The organism is Clostridium sp. DJ247, from assembly GCF_014231265.1.
Window position 1 is genome coordinate 20,758 of record NZ_JABAIW010000008.1, and the last position, 17,309, is coordinate 38,066.

Genomic DNA, 17,309 nt, shown 5'->3' on the forward strand with positions numbered 1-17,309 from the left:
ACATTTTTATAATTACTATACTATAAGTTAATAAAAACTATATAATAATATGATTATATTATTATATAGTAGTTATAATCTAAACTGATAAATTTTAATCTTCAATCATTAATTTTTAACTTACCTCTAAATTTACAGAAAGCTGGCGTTATATTGCTAGCTTGATTTTTCTTTTTATTTTGCTACTGTTAACAAAAACAAAGGAGAGTTATTATGAATTATGACGTTTTTATTTCTCACGCATCTGAGGATAAAGATACTCTTGCAAGACAATTAGCAGATATGCTTAGTATTTTAAACTTAAAAGTATGGTATGATGACTTTGCATATTAAAATTAGGTGATAAACTTTTAAAATCAATAAACAGAGGGATAGCTGATTCTAAAGCTGGAATTATTATTATAAGCAAAAATTTCATGCATAAAGAATTCACTGAATACGAACTTGAAACACTTGAAAATCTTTTCTCTGATGATACTATTAAACTAATTCCAATTTGGCATGGAGTTACTAAAAAAGATTTAAAAAAATATAGACCTTCTTTACTGATTCCAATCGGAATTGATTCATCATCATCTAATTTAACTGAAATCGCTATAAAAATTGTAGAAGCTATAAGGCCTGATATTTTTGAAAATCTATCACGTTTAGTTTATGAAGAATATCTTAGAAGACATCCTCAATATTCGTGTTATGTGGAAGATGAGGATACTCTAAAAGCTTTATTTGATATAGTTAAACACTCACCTATGCGTCACGATGTTCTTCCTAAAACCTTAGTATCTAGAATGAAAATTATATTAAAAATATTTCAAGAGTATCTGAATATATCTGAAGAAGATTGGATTAACAATTTTAGAAAAGATTTAAATCCTAAAAGAGAAACAATTATTTGGGAAGTAATATTATTAACATACTTAGAATTTTTAAACAATAGAGAAGTAAGTAATGAATATAAATGGGAAGTATATTTTATAGCCCTGTCTACATCAACACACTCTAAATTTAATGCATATAACTTTAAATATTTAAGTGCTGAAGATATAGATAAACTTCAATCCTTATATTATAAAAATTTAATCGATTCTGGTATAGCTAGTATAAATAACTAAAATTTTATAGAGGAATAACAAAAAACCCCGGAGAGATCCGGGGTAAAATTATTATGCAGTTTGAGTTGTATTAGATGTTGTAGCTACAATAGTTTTCTCTTTATCCTTATTTAATTCACCAACTACAGATTTTATAATATCAAATATGTCTCCAGAACTTAAACCCGTTTGCGCAGTAATTTTTTCTACAGCTTTAGAATGCTTAACTGCTCCTTCCCAATTATGTTCTCTTGCCATCTGCTCTACAGCCATAACTATTCTTTTAGCAGTATCTACATCCTTTTTATATTGTGCATCACCTAGCTGTTGCTTTAAAACTTCCTTTTGTTTTTCTATAAAATTCTGTTTACTATCTATAAATTTCTTTCCATAATAAGTAGCTATTCCAGCTATAGTAGTAACCCCTATATAACATACATCTACAATTATTTGTTTTAATAAATCATTCATCATAATAAAATCATCCTCCAAAATTTTATTTTATAATATAAAAGAGAGCCTTTTAAGACTCTCCACTATCCACTTATTCTTTTAGATCCACCATGTCCAAAGTTATCATTCCAGTATAAATCAATGAATCCCTTACCTATAACAATATAATTTCCTCTATCTCTATGAATGGCTAATCTGTTATCTGCTGTTTGTTCTATATAAAACCAGGTGTTAGGTATTTTAAAAATGTTAGATCCTTCAGGATTATTTTCATCATACTTAGGAACTACCTCTGGCTGTGCTTTTGGTTGAACTGGTGTTGTAGTTTGAACCACTTGCCCTGTTATTCCTGCTACAATACATTGGGCCATTAACTTAGGATTCCACTTAGACATATCATCAGCATTGTCTACAAAGCATTGTTCTACTAATATAGCAGTCATATTAGTATCTCTTAAAACTTTTAGATGTCCACCATCAACGCCCTGTAATTTAGGTCCTCTATTTTTGTAACCAAAATTAGTTGCTATTTGAGCGCAAATCTTAGTGGCTAAATCCCTTCCCCTTTCTGATCCAATCCATACTTCTACGCCTGTTGCTCCTGGAGTAGCATTAGCATGTATACTTACATATAAGTCTGCTCCCCATTTATTTGCTATATCTACTCTAGCCTGTAAGCTTTGCTCTAAGGTAACATTGTTACTTACTTCTGAAATTACGTCTAATACTTCATGACCTAAGGTTTTAAATAATGCTATCACTTCATCGCCAGTAGCAATGTTCATAGCATTTTCATTTCCTATAGCTATAGCTCCTTGATCTCTTCCTCTGTTGTGGCCCTTATCTACTGCAATTTTCATAGTTAACATCTCCTATTTTAAAAATTTACCAATAATAATACCAACTATAACAGTAATAACCTGGTTTATTAGGTTATCCCACCGTTTAGCTGGCTTCTCTCTAAGATTTTCTAATTGTATTGTCATTTTTTCTATTAATTTTTTGATATCTTCAAGGGTATTTTTAAAATTCTGAACATCTTTTGCAGTTCCTACATTTTCATTTTCAATCTTTTTTAGCCTATCAGCATAGTCATTTAGCCGCCTCTCATGTGTGCCAAGTTCTTTCTCAATAGCCTCATGCATTTGTTTGCAGAGATCTTCACTATATCCACTCATAGAGCACCTCCTGTAAAAAATAGGCAAAATAAAAAAACTATCTCTAGTCCATCTTTGCCTTTACATTATTATTATTGAGTTATTAAATCTTGTCTTCCCTGATCTGTCAAATAAGCATCAATTCCAGCCTTTAGGTCTGGTCTTTTACTAATTACATAACTATAAGTATAAGCACCATCTATAATTCTTTGTCCTATATATTCATCCACTTTACACCACACCTCCTAGTATTAAGCCATCTATTGCTTTTTGCATAAGCTCTTGTTTCTGTTTAAGCTCTTTCCAATCAGATTCATTTATAGTTATCTCAATTACTTCTGTAGGAGGTTGTGGTGGGGTATCTGAAAATAATAAAAAATTACCTTCTGTTATATTCTGTTCTCCTACGAAAAACATATTTTTGTTTTCTTCTATCTTTATAGTTCGGTCTTCCTGGTCTGTGTACTGAACTTTTTTTATCATGCTATTACCTCCCTTATAAAAGTGTTGTAACTGAAGCAGGTACAGAAGCTACTCTAACATATATATAGTTAACATATGCCTGATAAGATGTAGTGCTGGAATATCCGTATATAGCTATTCTGTCTCCTGCTGAAATTGGTATGTCTTCTGTGAATGTACCACAACCAGCAGTTCCTACAGCTCTAAGTGGTCCATATGGTACATCATTTTTGTACAGTTGTAACCAAGCAGCGTTCTGACTAGTATACGCCCCACCATAGTATTCTATTCTTGCTATACCTGCTACGTTATTAAATTGAACTTCCTTCAATTTAGTCGGTGTAGTATTATAAGTCGTTTTTTGTGTACTATTGTTAAGCCATAATGTAGTACCTGGAGATATTAAACTAGGCGGAGTAGTTCCCACCAAACCAAATATATTCTTACCGCTTACTATATTACTTGCTATAAAATCAGCATCATAACCATAGACTTCTTCTGTGCCTACTGGTCCTGCTCCTTGTGTGATGTATGCACCTAAAGGTATACTTACATGTAAGTTTCCTGCTCCATCCGCCCAATAAGTTGACATCCACTGTGTACCACTTCCGTAGTTAGCCATAGTACCATTTAATTTAACACCATTTACATAAGCAGTCTTACCACTCAATATTTGCCCTACTGTTGCAGTAGCATCTGCTGTTTCTACTACACTGGATTTACCAGCAATACCAAATATAGATGAACCCGCCTTAATATTTGCAGATATTAAATCAGCATCTCCTACTACATAACCAGAACCATTATGATATCCTGTAGCTATAGTTTGATTAGTAGTACTAGGTGTAATTGTCACCGCTCCCTTATTAGGCATAGTTCCTGTTATCTGTCCACTATCTACCGTTGCAGTTTGACCACTTAAAATCTGTGAAGCTGTTGCATTACCACCACCTCCTTTACCCTGTACAATAAAAGTTCCACTGGTACTTTCATATCGAAAAGTATAAATTACATTAGCTTTCAGGTTATTAGTAGATGTAAGGGCATTGCCCAAACTGTCCTTAATAGCTTTAGCTCCTAAACCATTAACATTTATTGTGCTTGCACCTGTACTAGCTACATTTATTTTTACTGATAAAGCCATACCATCTACATAAGCTGTAGGAGCAGGATTTAAAGTAACTGCGTAAGTGTTTGCTGTACCTGTAGCTACTGCATATCCTGGTTGTCTTACATAATCCGCAGTTGATAATGCACCTACATCTGATGCAACTAAGTTAACTGCACCTGTTTTGGAATTTACTGATTGTACTGGAGCACCACTAGTAGTAATATAACCAGGACCATTTGTAAATTGATTAAGATTTGTTGGCATATCTGTTATTTGTGCCTTGGTATGAGTATGTGAAGATGCCGCCTTACTATCTAATGCTACTTGCAAACCATCTACATTACTAATCACATGATTATGGCTATCATCAGTAACTGTAACAGTTATAGGTGCATTTGCTGAACCATCAAAAGATGCTGAGCCTGTAACATCCCCCGTTAATGATATAGTTCTAGCAGTTGATAACTTTGATGCTGTGTCTGAATGACCTCCATTTGCAGGTAGTGTTGTAGGTATATCAGTTAAATTAGCAAGACCAACCCAAGCTGTCCAAGCGCTACTAGTATATTGCCTATACCAGACTCTATTGCTTATATCATGTTTAAAATATTGTAAAATTCTACCAACACTATCAGTAGCATTAATAGCTGCTTGTACAAATAAATGCCCCCATCCACTTTCAGGAGCATTAGTAGTTGAGCCTTTTATTAAATACAAACCATTAGTTTTCATTGTATTTAAATCGGTATTGGCTGTAATTTCCACAACCTTACTTTCAAAGCCATAACCACTCGGAGCTCTCTTTGCCAACTCAGTATCTATAGTATCAGCATTATAATTTAAATCATCAATGTTAACTACATCTGTCCCCTCTGGCTTTTTTAGTCCTAAATTTGCTGTTGTTTTCATTTAATCACCTCTATCCATAAACTTTTAAGTCGTTCCAAGACTTAGTATTTGCTTGATCCCAAGTAAGCTCTTTAAGATTATTCCACCAAGTATAAGTATATTTAAAAGAGTATCCCAAATGTGCAGGCTTAATAGTTTCTATCATATCTATCAATCCTGCCATATTCTTTGGAATACCCTTTATACCAATAAACTGTACTATAAAACTATAGTCTGCAAAGTTTTCTATTATATTTACTTCCCCGCCACTAAAAGCTTCTGCTACATTTTTAATCATTGCTTTTGTTACAGTTCCAGATCCCCTGAGTTTTGCTTTTATAATCTCTCTTCTATCCTCATAACTTTTATTTAAGTCTGTTTGAATACCTAAAGGCTTTTCCCATATAGTACTCAATCCCCATGTTGCAGTGTCTACAAAGAATTGATTAAGAAGATCTTGTTTAATATATCTTACTTTTCCTATTTCTAAAGCTATAGAATTTTGGGTATCTTGCATTATTCGTGAGTTATTATAATATGGTGGCAAATACTTCATTAATTCTGGAATATAAGGCTGTAACTGTTCTTCAGCAGCATTGTTTGCAGCATACTTCAGGGTTCCATATGGATTATTACCATACATACCTTACACCCCCTTTAAAGTATTCCATGTTACAGGACCTTTAGATATATAGTTATTTGGATTAAAATTATTTTCTCCCCATATTTTTCTCCATGCCCCCCAAATATCTGCTCCAGTATCTCTTTTAGCCCTAACCCATATTTCTGATTCTCCACCATCATTTCCTGGCCAACTTTGACATATTTGAGTTATAGAACTACCACTTGTACCTTTAATAGTTAACAAGGTTCCATATGAACAAGGATATCCATTATTATAAATTGTTGAATAGTATATTCCATTAGGCCATGTAGATGGTAAATCACTTGCTGTTTTACTACCAAGATTCATATTTAATTGAAAATCACTAGCATGCTTTCCATCTAATTTATCAGCATTATCAATAATCCCGTCACCATTAGTATCATAAGAGCTTTTTAACATATCGCCATAACCAGCATTGCTTATTTCTGTTTTAGTCGCAAATTTTGAATCTGCTTCTGATTCAGTATAATATCTGTCATCATGGGTATGTCCAATATCTGATTTAGCATCTGGATTGAAATTGCCTGCATTCCATGCTTTATTACCATTAATTTTTACTCCATCAATACTAGGTACTTTAAAATGAACTATATCATTTGTATCATTTGTCATAGTAAACGTCATTTCAGTAGCTTCACTGCCATTGGGATTTTGCAGTGTTATAGTTGCACTATCTCCACTCCCGCCAAAGGCATCATTAGGGAAAGCTATACCACCAGTAGTTCCAGGAGTTATTACTAATCTACCAATCACAGTATCTCCTGCTTTATTTATAGGTATATATCCTAATGCAGTTGTTATATTACTTGAAGTTATTTCACTTCTAATAGCAGCTGAAGATTTATTTTCTACATTTTCAAGCCCTAAATCAGCCTTTGTTGTTCCATGAGGATTGGTACCTGAAGGATGTGTATAGACCGTTTTCTCTACACTATCTATTTTTATATTTCCATTAGTGCTACTAGTTTCTACTTTGTTGGCACCTGTACTTATTCCATCTAATTTTAACTTATAATTATTATCAAAATCATTAGTAGATAATCCTTTCCCTGTTACTTTATCAACCTTATTTGAAACTGTATTCCATAAATTTCTCTCATCACTGGTTATATGCCTTGCTATATCTGCTACATGGTTATAAGCACTATTCCAAGTATCTACAAGAGCCTGTGTAATAGTCTCCAACAGTGTCAAATTATTATGTGTGTGCTTTTTGCTATTAGCATCGTTCCAGTTACTTTTCTCTATATCTGTGGAAAACCTATGTGTAGTATCTTCAGTAATCATTGTTGCTGAATGTGTTGGGGGATGAACATAATTATTGGCGTTATCCTGTACCCCAGCAAGCTTATTTTTCTCAGTAGTTGTGTAATCCTCAGTACTCAACTGCTTACCTGCTACTTTGTCCACTTTTGAAGCTAATTGATTGGTAACTGTACTTGCAAAGTTTGCATCATCATTTAATGCTTGTGCTAATTCTTGTAGAGTATCTAAGTTAGATGGAGCAGTTCCTATAACATTTTGAATACGCTGGTCAGTTTCATCTTTAGTGTAAGTATTGACTTTATCGGCTTTTTTATTTAACTCAGTATCCACATAGGTTTTGTTAGCCTTAGTGTTTTCAAGGTTTGTTGTTCTATTCTTTAAGTTAGTAACTTCATCATCATTAGCACCTTTATATCTCTCCAGCTCTGTTTGAGTACTTACTATACTGTCTTGAACCTTATTAATGTCATCAGCCTCAACCGTATCTCCTTGTGTTTCATAAGTTACATATACTTTGGAAGCGTCTGAAAATATTTTAATGCTTTTTCTCCAAGGTGTTTTACTAGGTGTAGATATTATAAAATTTCGAACATTTTCTCCTGTAAATTTTGATCCTGTCCACACAGAAATTGAAGGTAAACTTACATTGTCATGCTCTAACTGACCTTCATACATCCCATCTACTATATTTATTTCCTCTTCAATAACATAAGTGTTATTATTAAGCTTATTTAACTTTTCCGTAAATTTATCAATGTCTTGAGGATACATTTATCACACCCCCAAACTTACAGTTCCAAGTACAGGTATTTCTTCATCTTGAAGTGTTATATTTGAAGTACCTCCGTTAACAAGAAGATTACTATAGTCTATAACTCCGTCAGTATTAAAAATTATGTTTCCTATGCTGGCATACGAGACATAATTTTTTATAAAAGCTATGCCTTTAAAGTACTCAGATAGATTAGTTTCAATAGAAGTTTGCATCTCATTTAAGGTATATTTTTGAGTGTCTATCGCTAAAGTAACTGTTACATTTATTGCTTTCTCTGTTACACTTGTTACTATAACAGTTGCTCCTATAGGGGCTTCTCCTTCACCATGTCCCTTTGGTTCAGGATCTATATAATTTTGTACATTTGCTATAAGCTCATTATCTGCAGCTCTTTTATTACTATTAATAATAACTACTTTTACGGTTCCGTTACCATTCCAAAGAGGAAATATTTTTGCATCTCCAACCCCTGTAACCTCTTTAGCCCAGTTTCTATAATGATACTTATTGCCTGAGGTTGCTGGAGTTTGCAACCTTTCAAAATATCTTTGTCTTAAGCTCTCATCATCTTCAACGTCATATCCATTGGTTACAGCATCAGGATTAGTTATAGATATTACTCCGTTAATCTGTACAGGAAGTTCTGTAATAATATTTGCTGGAATATTATACTTACTTCCAATATCAAGTGCTTCTATATTTACAAGCATTGTTTCACTTGTGAATATTGTATCTTCTATAGTCTGATACATTAAACCCGTTTTAGTCTGAACTAATGTACCAGATTGTAAATGGGTTCCTATAACAGCCTTTACTAAGATTCGTGCTGTAGCTTTTCCTCCTGTTTTTCTTGTAACACCATAAGGGTTAGTCATATTTTCCAAATCCTTTCCAGTTGCTGTATAAGGCGATGTTCTTTCTAATATATCATCACTGGATTTATAGACTAGCTCCAATTCTTTTGAAGCTGGAGAAAGAGCATCATAAATAAAATAACCTTCTGATTTGTCTACATTAGAACTAACATTTTGCAACATTCTGTTTCTTATATCATTAGCTGTATTATTTTCACTATACAAGTTATCACCTCCTACGCTCCCGTAGATACATTATTCATAAATATTTTGCCTTGGTCGGTTATTGCTGTAAAACTAATATTTAAAATATCATTTTTAAAGCTTATACTAAAATTTTCCACACCAGTTATGTGAGAATTTAAACTTAAACACTCCCAAATTAACCTTTTAGCTTCAGTTTCTAACAATTCTCTGCTATAGCCCTTTCCTACCATACTTTCCAAGTCATTCCCATATTTTAGCGAATAAATGCTATATTTTATTCTTGTAGTATGCAATGCTTTCCATACCCATATCTTAAGAGCTTCTTTACCTTGAACTATTACAAACTTACCATCTTTAAGTAAAAACTCATTTTTTTCAAAGTCCCACGCATATTCACCTGGAACTTTACCGGTAACTCCCTTTATACCTTGACTTATTACTGCATTAATATCTAAATTAATCTGTGGTACAATACTCATGGCTTCACCAACCTTGCTAAAATAATATATTTTTGCCTGTCCTCAGTTGCTAAGCAGGCAATTATATCATTTTTTTTAAGCCCATCTGTGAAGTTTAATTCGCCCTCTGGAATACTTATAGATGTTATACTTCCACTTGTTATACTACCTGCAGCTGTTGTATTTGGTATATTTATTTTTCTTTTGCAATTAGGTAATAAAAAATCTGCAACTAACACATTGTCTTTAGTTAGCTGCAGCTCCTCTATTTTAATAGTTAAAGGGCTTTCACTTATTACAATACCTATATCAATACTTGGAGGATTATACTTTAATCCATGATTCTCCATTATATTTAATATTTTATTATATGCATCCACTTAATCCACTTCCTTCGAATCCATATTATTGCTTAAATTAAGCGTAAGCTGCATTGTATATTTACCAGTTCCCATGTCCCAAGTATGTGTATCTGCATCAATATATAGGGTGCTATCAGCTAATACACTTACATACCATATTTCGGTTTTTACAGCATACCCTGTTCTACATTTTAAATTTCCTAATACTTCAATATCTATAGTAGTATCTATTCCATGCAGCATATTTGAAGCGACTTTATTATAATTTTTATCCTCCTCAGCCTGATAAGTTTCTTGTAGTATACCAAAATTTTTAAACAAGGAGCTATCTTCAACTTTACCAATATAATTACCTTCACCATCATAAATTTTCACTCGATTAATCATATTGTCCATAGTATCCTTATAGCTTGCATTTATAACATTCTCTTTTATACTCAGAGTATAATTACTTAGTACTTTTCCTTTCTCAATTACACTAAACTTATCGCCTTCCATTATTGGTATATATTGTTTGTAATTTTCCTTAGAAGCTTGACTATAACTCTCCATCACAGCTTCATAAAGAGATTTTTGTTGTATCAATCTATTTATTTTTATTCCAGTAGCTACAATCGTACCTGTATTTATATTTACCTCTGAACATATTTTTTTAGCTGAATCCTCTGGAGTAATATTTTGAAAATTAAAAGAAGCCTTTGACTTCACAAGATATATCATAAAATCATAGGCTGTAAATGTTAGTTCTTGATTAGAATTTAACTCTCTATCAAAAACTATGCCTTGAAAAATAACCCCTTCTACATCATCAATGATCCAAATTATATTAGAAGGACCAATTTGAGTTCTTGGCTGATTAGCATCAAATATAGGATATACTATAGTACCCTCACATTTTCTTACTGGTTGATCCTTACTTGAACTTAAAGATATACTTTTACAAAAGCTTGTAATATCTGTTTTTATGTCTCCTTGTGAGGAACTATGATATAAACTTATAACCCTAATCATAACCTTTCCTCCTGAATAATTTTATATTCCTTAAGTGTAAGAGTAAAATAAAGGTCTCCAGTACCATCTTTTTCTCCATATTCAAAATCTTCTATAGTAAACAATTCATTAACGTTAGTATTAGTTATTATATATCTTATAGGTTTATTGCTGGTAAGCCATTTTTCTATTAATTCAACATATTCAAGAGGCTTTTTAGGCTCACACTGACAAAAATAGTATCTTTGTGCTGGAAAAAACGAACTTACACTGGTTTCTCCCAATTTGCTTCTACCTATTAGATTTATTTCTCCTATATCTTCAACTACAACAGTGCTATTATTGTTACCTTTTTTAATGGTATATTCAGAAGGTGGTACTGGTAATTGTATTTTTTCATTATCTTGAAGTAACCAAAATTCCAGAATAAACACCTCCTAAGCTCTAGAAAAACTTACTTTTTCTAATCTATTTGCTAAAGCGTCTGCAATTTTATCTATGTCAGAATCCTCTCTAACTACTAATTGTTCTGCAAGCTTAGCAATATTTATCAGTATAGAAGCCTTACTTTCATTTTTAGTTGTGTTAACAGAACTTACTTTACCTAAACTTAAAGGCTCAGCATCAATGCCATTTTTCAAATTGGTTTTTACACCTACAGCTACATCTTTCACAGGATCTATGACATGGTTTATATTAGTTTTTATTCCTGTTCCAAATAATTTCATCATATCTGGACCATAGGTATCAAAATCAGCGAGTGGACCAATATCTGGTTTAGTGAAGTGTATGAATTTTCTTATTTTTTCCGCAACACCTTCTATAGCCCCTCCTACAACACCTATGGCTGATGTAATACCATTTGCTAAATTGTGAAGCATATCTTTCCCCCATTCAAAAAACTTTGAAGGTAAATTACTTATAAAACTTATAGCATTTTCAAATCCAGAATGTAATGCACTTGATACAGTACTTAAGCCATTAATTATTCCATTTCTAAGTCCATTCATTATAGAAGTAGCAAAGGTTATAAATCTTGCTGGTAATGCAGCAAAAAAGCTTAATATACCACTCCATACAGATGAGCATGTACTTTTTATACCACTCCATAAAGCAGCAAGAACATTACTTACATATTTCCAAACTAGTATTATATTATTTTTAGCATTTTCAAATGCACCTCTAATAAATCCTACAATTGCCTGAATATATCCTGTAAATATAAGTCTGATTCCTTGCCATATTTGATTTAATCCTGTTCTAATACTTTGAAAAGATTTAAGTATCATGGTTTTAGATTTTCCAAAATTTCCTGTAATGGCATATAATATAGCTGCTACTATACCAAGTACTGGCCTTAAAGTGGCATTCCAAATTCCAATAAAGACACTTTTAAATCCTTTCATTACATTTCCTATACCTTGTTGCATATGTTTAAATATATTAGTTATACCTTTTATAAATGGATTTAATATAGCCATTGTTGCAGTTCTTACACTATTAAAGACAGTTACGAATACTGCCTTTAATCCACTTACTGCAGCTTGAATGCCATTTCTCAAACCACCTATTATACTTCTTATACTATTTGATATGCTGTTCCATGTATTTATAGTATTAGCCTTTATATTATTAAAGCTAGCTATAATATCTGCCCACAACTTCTTAAAAAATCCACTGATAGGCCCCCAATATTTTATTATTAAAAAAGCTGCTATTGCTATTGCTGTAATAACTGCTATTATAATTAATCCTTGAGGCCCAAATCCAAATATATTCTCAAATATCTTTCCAGCACCAGCTAATCCTTTTAATCCTTCCGCTATTTCTTGAAGTTCTTTTATTTTTGTAATAGCTTTATCTATTTGAGATAAAACTTTAAGTGAAATAATAGCTGTTCCTAATCCAACTAAAATAGGCTGTATTATATTCCAATTTTTAACTACAAAAGTGCCTAATTTATCTATCAAATTAAGTACTTTAGGAATATTAACAGCTATTTTCCCTATAGCTGCACCTGCCATATTACCTAATCTATCAAAAGTACCACTTTTGCTTATTTTATCCATAGAAACTATTAAACTGCTGAGAGCAGTTTTCACTTGAGGTAAAGCCTTTTGACCTATATCTGTTCCCATTGCATTAAAACTATTTTTTAAAGTAGCTGTCAATCCATTAAAGGTTTGTCCATGTATGTCCGTTATTTTACCGTATTTTTCTTTTGTAATTTGCTGTACTGCACTTAATGCTTTTTCAGCACTACCCTTATATGACCCATCTTTGTCAAAAACAAGCCCTTTTGCCTCCAGCACTTTATTATCTATACCAAATTCATTTAATGATTTAAAAGCATCCGCAAAATTTCCTGTTCCAATTTTCCCAAAAGACTCTGCAACTTTTTCTATAGGTTGGTTAGTTCCTTCTGCTAAATTACCTATATCTTTTAAATACTGTGTTGTATCTAGTCCTGAGGTCATAAGGGTCTTTGCAGCATTTACTACTCCAGGAAATTCAAAAGGGGTTGTTCTGTAGTAATCACTTAACTCTTTAAGTTTAGCCTTTGCTTTATCTGAATTTCCCGTCAATGCAATGAAGGAAGTTTCATATTGTTCAAGATTTGCAGCATTACCTATAGTTAAATTATAGGCTTTTCCCTTTAACACCTTTTCTATTGAATCTTTTGTACTAAGTATTTTTTCTTTAGTATTTCCAAAAGTTTTGCTTATAGCATCATCAGCTTTTTTTCCTTCTGTTACTAAATTTTCAAAGAAGCTTCCGTTTGATGAGTTTGACGTAATCTGTACTATTTTTTCTATATCTTTAGACGTTTTAGTAGCTTGCTCAGATATTTTATTCATTGACTCTATTATACTTAGCATTGAAGCTGACATATCATCTTTTTTAGTAGCCATTAATCACCACCTCCAATCGCTTCAATTTCTTTATTACGATCTTCTATCTCTTTTTCTAAAAAAACACTGACGATTAACCTTTCTCCATATCCTTTTTCTAAAACCTCTGCTGGCCATTTACCATGTAAATGCCAGCAGTGATAAAGAAAGTTTACTAATCCATCAGTGTATATTAGTTTTTTATTTCATTTTTAATATCCTCTTCATCTTTAAAGCCTGAAAGCCTATTTATAGCATCATTTAATTTATCTAGCTCTCCTGGAAGAAGCAGCTTTTTTATTAATTCAAAAGGTGTCGGTGCACCAAAATGATTCATAAGTTCCTTTGATTTCAATTCTGGTACCCCAGCAAGAATTGTCTCAAGTTTCATTTCTCCTGCATTAAAGCCTACTATTCTTCCTTTTTTATCTATTTCAACTGCATTATCCTGAATCTTATTAAAATCTTCAAGTGATATTGCTGTACAAGTGAAAGTCACATCTTCACCAAGAAGTTTACACAATCTTTCTATTTTAACTTCTTCAGTAGGTTTTTCTAGTTTTCCTCCGTCTAGTTTTAATAGCTTTTCAACTAAATTCATAATCTGCTCCTCTTTCCTTAATTATTTTGCGGTTGTATTAAATCTAAGAATTCATAACCAGAGAATGTAAATGGAATTGATTCCTCTACATTCTTTTTTACTTCAAAATTCATTATAGTAAGTTCATCCAGGCAAACATTTTTAATGCATACACGTTCTGCTCCAAAAGCATCTGGATCAGCCAACTTAGCAATAATAGTACATACCGTTTGACTTCCTTTGGATATGTTATCCTGCATTTTTATAATCATTCTTGAATCAACCTTATGCATTTTTAAGGTTCCTGTACCTTCTATGCCTACAACCTTTTGTTTTTTCCATAACTCTCCACAAAAATCTACATCCACTTTAGTTAGTTTTACCTTTGCCTCTAATCCAGTAAGATTAGATATTTTTTCTCCATCGATCCATACCTGTCCATAGTTTCCATTTATAACTCTTTTAGCTTCCAAATTTCATTCCTCCTACATACCAATTTCAAAATTAAAGTCTTCCATGGCATCTAATATTTTTACAGTTCCGCCAAGAAAGACTTTATCACCAGTATTAGCTTCTTTTAATTCTTGCTCCTTAAGCTTAGATACATCTATTCCTTTTGACTTAAGAAAGTTACTTTGAGCTTCTATATCTATTCCTATTTTAGATTTTCCACTATCTAATAAATTTTGGTCTTCTAGCATTTCAAAGTAGGCCTGTAAAGCTGTTATTAGTACACACTTATGGTCATAATCATTTGGACATTTACCAGTATAGGTATCTTCAACCGTCTTGTTAATATCTATAAAAATTTGATCCATAATGTCTACAATTTTAATTTTTTTATAATCTTCATTTTTATCTACTGTGGTAGTAGTAAGAGAATTTACTGCTCTTGCAATTTTAACCTTCTCACCATCATGTATAAGCATAAGCTTTCCAGCATCTATTCCACTATCAAAATCACTTTTGCTTAAATGTGGTACATCAGTAACTTCTGAAAGTGGTGCATAAGTAGCACTTATATTTAATGGAGTACCTGCTAATAATCCAGCTATTCTACTGCAGTAATCAGCTGAACTATACATTGTACTACCTACCATAATATCATCAGTAGAAAAATTAATAATGCCTTCATGGTCTGCAGCTGTATTTGGAAGAACTGCTTTTACTTTAATGTTTTTAGTATCTCTAAGAGATTTAATCCAAATTGAAATATTGGTTGTATCCACTGCAGCTATTCCTGGTATAGCTAAATAATCCCACTTAGTGGTTTCTAAACTTCCTTGAGCTTCAGAATAATCTGCAGCAGCTGTTGGCAATACATATGCTATAACTTTAAGTGGTGGTTTTGTATAACCAGTAAAAGCTAAAGATATTTGACTTTTATTATAATTTGATAAATCTGTTGGCATTTCATTAATTGAATTTAAAGTTATTAAACCATTGTTATTATCATCTTTAAGTATTAATGCAACAATCCCCCTTTCTCCTCTTTTAATAGCTGAAACTCCTGTTTCTTTAAAAATAATATTAATATTTGGAAGTCCCATTAATTTATTCCTCCTTTTAAATTTATTTCAACACTATTTGCTGGTACTGACTCACTAGTTTCTGTTCCTATGTCATCAAAATAATCTACAAAAATTTGAAAGTGTAGAACTTTATCAACTATCTCATACCCAAATTGTTCTATTTTTAAAAATCTATCCTCAACTTGTAAGTGTTTGTTGAATAATTGCTCTAACTTATCACATATGCTTAAAATTTCTTCTCTTTTAAAGTTACTTACATCAGAAATATATTGTATATCTATTCCAATAGCTTTATATATACTAGCAGCTTCTATAACTGAAGTTAATGGAATTAATTCAATAAAAAAAGCCGGAAGATTAAATCCCAGCTGCGTTTCTTCACTATATATATTTCCGTTTTCAAAATTACTGCTTACCATCAAAGTTACAGCATCTTTTATATCATTGTAACTAATCATAAGCTCTTCTCCTTTATAATTTTCTCTTCGTAGATAAATTTTTATTTGGGCTTCTTTGTCTTGGCAACTACATCACCTCCTTAAGATCAAAGGTATTTTTATTTGTCACTTTAAGACTTTCTCTGTAGCTGTTACCTTTATCTAATTTTCTATATTAACATAATATCACTTATTTGGAACAAATTGATCCGAACTTTGTCCAAATTTTGTCCAACTATTTTACTCCACTACACCATTTAGCTATTTCATTTATTAACTTTCCACGTTTATCATATGCTGTTGATCTTGACATGTTTAATCTACTTGCAACTATTTCTACACTTAACTTTGGTTTTACTTTATATTTTAATTCCAAAAATTTCAAATCCTCATCCTTAAGCATTTTAATGTTATACTCTATTTCTGCAAAGCTTTCTTCTATTTCTCTTATCTCTTTTTTCAGGTCACTTATTTTAGCTAATTTATAATCTTTCTCCCTTTCTAACCTTTCTATAGCTTTAATAAGCTCTCTTTCTACATAACTTGTACCATCTGAACTGTACTGAACTTTTTCTTCATAAGTTATGGATTTATAGCCTTCTTCTATAACTACATTATTGCCTTTTATAACGGCCTCTATCTGCTTTACCTGCTCCTCTAACTTTTCTATCTTATACTTAATACTTTTTATTATTTCTTTCTTTTCATAATAATTATAAATGTTCCTCTCTATCTTTTTGGATGTCTCTTTATCTATCATAGCTAGTCCTCCTATCCTTTTTAGTAATTATATTTTCATCATCAAATATGGTAGTGGTTATTTTAATCCACTTAAACTCTGCCATGCTTATTAGCCTCCTTTAGTTAACCAATTGTTCAATAGATAACTTTAAAACATCTGATATCTTTCTTATCTAATTTTTAATTACCAATTAATTATTTATAGCGTAGTATTATTATATATTTAAAGCGAAATATTACACAAGCCAATTAATTCACTTTATTAAATTACAGTAAAGAGTTAACTTTCATTTTCTCCTTTTCTTTCCATTTACCTTGACATACCAAAGTATTTTAATTACTATATATATATAGCGAAGTATTTTAATTATTATATACATATAGCGA

21 protein-coding genes are annotated in these 17,309 nt (G+C 31.8%); 2 read left to right on the plus strand and 19 right to left on the minus strand.

Features of this window, described 5'->3' with window-relative positions; translation table 11 throughout:
• The first annotated feature begins 213 nt into the window (after positions 1 to 213).
• The gene (locus HGI79_RS04995) at positions 214 to 333 is read left to right on the plus strand and encodes a toll/interleukin-1 receptor domain-containing protein (RefSeq protein ID WP_185649566.1); all 120 of its coding nucleotides are present in this window, start codon (positions 214 to 216) and stop codon (positions 331 to 333) included.
• Positions 327 to 1,112 carry a toll/interleukin-1 receptor domain-containing protein gene (locus tag HGI79_RS05000; protein WP_185649632.1) on the plus strand — a complete coding sequence of 262 codons (786 nt, stop codon included), beginning with the start codon at positions 327 to 329 and terminating at the stop codon, positions 1,110 to 1,112. Before HGI79_RS04995 ends, HGI79_RS05000 begins: the two co-directional genes overlap by 7 nt.
• A 51-nt stretch (positions 1,113 to 1,163) precedes the next feature.
• On the opposite strand, the gene HGI79_RS05005 is transcribed toward HGI79_RS05000, so the two are convergent.
• The 19 genes from HGI79_RS05005 to HGI79_RS05095 all read right to left on the minus strand — a co-directional run bounded on the left by HGI79_RS05005 (position 1,164) and on the right by HGI79_RS05095 (position 16,941).
• Complete coding sequence (locus tag HGI79_RS05005; protein WP_185649567.1) at positions 1,164 to 1,565, minus strand: hypothetical protein; 402 nt, start codon at positions 1,563 to 1,565, stop codon at positions 1,164 to 1,166.
• A 62-nt stretch (positions 1,566 to 1,627) separates the two neighbouring features.
• Positions 1,628 to 2,404: an N-acetylmuramoyl-L-alanine amidase gene (locus tag HGI79_RS05010; RefSeq protein WP_185649568.1), complete on the minus strand. Its 777-nt coding sequence runs from the start codon at positions 2,402 to 2,404 to the stop codon at positions 1,628 to 1,630.
• 12 nt (positions 2,405 to 2,416) lie between these two features.
• Positions 2,417 to 2,722, minus strand: a complete 306-nt coding sequence (locus HGI79_RS05015) for a hypothetical protein (RefSeq protein ID WP_185649569.1) — start codon at positions 2,720 to 2,722, stop codon at positions 2,417 to 2,419.
• A 71-nt stretch (positions 2,723 to 2,793) separates the two neighbouring features.
• On the minus strand, positions 2,794 to 2,931 hold the full coding sequence (locus HGI79_RS05020; RefSeq protein ID WP_185649570.1) for a hypothetical protein: 138 nt from the start codon (positions 2,929 to 2,931) through the stop codon (positions 2,794 to 2,796).
• A 1-nt stretch (position 2,932) separates the two neighbouring features.
• Complete coding sequence (locus HGI79_RS05025; RefSeq protein WP_185649571.1) at positions 2,933 to 3,184, minus strand: hypothetical protein; 252 nt, start codon at positions 3,182 to 3,184, stop codon at positions 2,933 to 2,935.
• Between the two features lie 13 nt (positions 3,185 to 3,197).
• Positions 3,198 to 5,183 carry a hypothetical protein gene (locus HGI79_RS05030; protein ID WP_207725713.1) on the minus strand — a complete coding sequence of 662 codons (1,986 nt, stop codon included), beginning with the start codon at positions 5,181 to 5,183 and terminating at the stop codon, positions 3,198 to 3,200.
• 10 nt (positions 5,184 to 5,193) lie between these two features.
• A complete protein-coding gene (locus HGI79_RS05035) occupies positions 5,194 to 5,805 on the minus strand; it encodes a YmfQ family protein (RefSeq protein ID WP_185649572.1) in 612 nt (203 codons plus the stop codon).
• A 3-nt stretch (positions 5,806 to 5,808) separates the two neighbouring features.
• Positions 5,809 to 7,866 (minus strand): hypothetical protein, encoded by a 2,058-nt coding sequence (locus HGI79_RS05040; RefSeq protein ID WP_185649637.1) that lies wholly within the window; start codon positions 7,864 to 7,866, stop codon positions 5,809 to 5,811.
• A 3-nt stretch (positions 7,867 to 7,869) separates the two neighbouring features.
• Positions 7,870 to 8,949, minus strand: coding sequence for a baseplate J/gp47 family protein (locus tag HGI79_RS05045; RefSeq protein WP_185649573.1), 1,080 nt, complete (start codon positions 8,947 to 8,949; stop codon positions 7,870 to 7,872).
• An 11-nt stretch (positions 8,950 to 8,960) separates the two neighbouring features.
• Positions 8,961 to 9,410, minus strand: coding sequence for a DUF2634 domain-containing protein (locus tag HGI79_RS05050; RefSeq protein ID WP_185649574.1), 450 nt, complete (start codon positions 9,408 to 9,410; stop codon positions 8,961 to 8,963).
• Positions 9,407 to 9,769 carry a DUF2577 domain-containing protein gene (locus HGI79_RS05055; protein ID WP_185649575.1) on the minus strand — a complete coding sequence of 121 codons (363 nt, stop codon included), beginning with the start codon at positions 9,767 to 9,769 and terminating at the stop codon, positions 9,407 to 9,409. Before HGI79_RS05055 ends, HGI79_RS05050 begins: the two co-directional genes overlap by 4 nt.
• Entirely contained in the window at positions 9,770 to 10,762 is a 993-nt protein-coding gene (locus HGI79_RS05060; protein WP_185649576.1) for a terminase, read from the minus strand.
• Positions 10,759 to 11,175, minus strand: coding sequence for a hypothetical protein (locus tag HGI79_RS05065; RefSeq protein WP_313885182.1), 417 nt, complete (start codon positions 11,173 to 11,175; stop codon positions 10,759 to 10,761). Before HGI79_RS05065 ends, HGI79_RS05060 begins: the two co-directional genes overlap by 4 nt.
• Before the next feature lie 3 nt (positions 11,176 to 11,178).
• Positions 11,179 to 13,653 carry a hypothetical protein gene (locus HGI79_RS05070; RefSeq protein WP_185649577.1) on the minus strand — a complete coding sequence of 825 codons (2,475 nt, stop codon included), beginning with the start codon at positions 13,651 to 13,653 and terminating at the stop codon, positions 11,179 to 11,181.
• A 172-nt stretch (positions 13,654 to 13,825) separates the two neighbouring features.
• Complete coding sequence (locus HGI79_RS05075; RefSeq protein WP_185649578.1) at positions 13,826 to 14,233, minus strand: phage tail assembly chaperone; 408 nt, start codon at positions 14,231 to 14,233, stop codon at positions 13,826 to 13,828.
• A gap of 17 nt (positions 14,234 to 14,250) precedes the next feature.
• Positions 14,251 to 14,685: a phage tail tube protein gene (locus tag HGI79_RS05080; protein WP_185649579.1), complete on the minus strand. Its 435-nt coding sequence runs from the start codon at positions 14,683 to 14,685 to the stop codon at positions 14,251 to 14,253.
• A 12-nt stretch (positions 14,686 to 14,697) separates the two neighbouring features.
• Positions 14,698 to 15,762, minus strand: coding sequence for a phage tail sheath subtilisin-like domain-containing protein (locus HGI79_RS05085; protein ID WP_185649580.1), 1,065 nt, complete (start codon positions 15,760 to 15,762; stop codon positions 14,698 to 14,700).
• Positions 15,762 to 16,202, minus strand: a complete 441-nt coding sequence (locus HGI79_RS05090) for a DUF6838 family protein (RefSeq protein ID WP_185649581.1) — start codon at positions 16,200 to 16,202, stop codon at positions 15,762 to 15,764. Before HGI79_RS05090 ends, HGI79_RS05085 begins: the two co-directional genes overlap by 1 nt.
• Positions 16,203 to 16,416: 214 nt before the next feature.
• Positions 16,417 to 16,941, minus strand: a complete 525-nt coding sequence (locus HGI79_RS05095) for a sigma-70 family RNA polymerase sigma factor (RefSeq protein ID WP_185649582.1) — start codon at positions 16,939 to 16,941, stop codon at positions 16,417 to 16,419.
• Positions 16,942 to 17,309 lie beyond the last annotated feature (368 nt).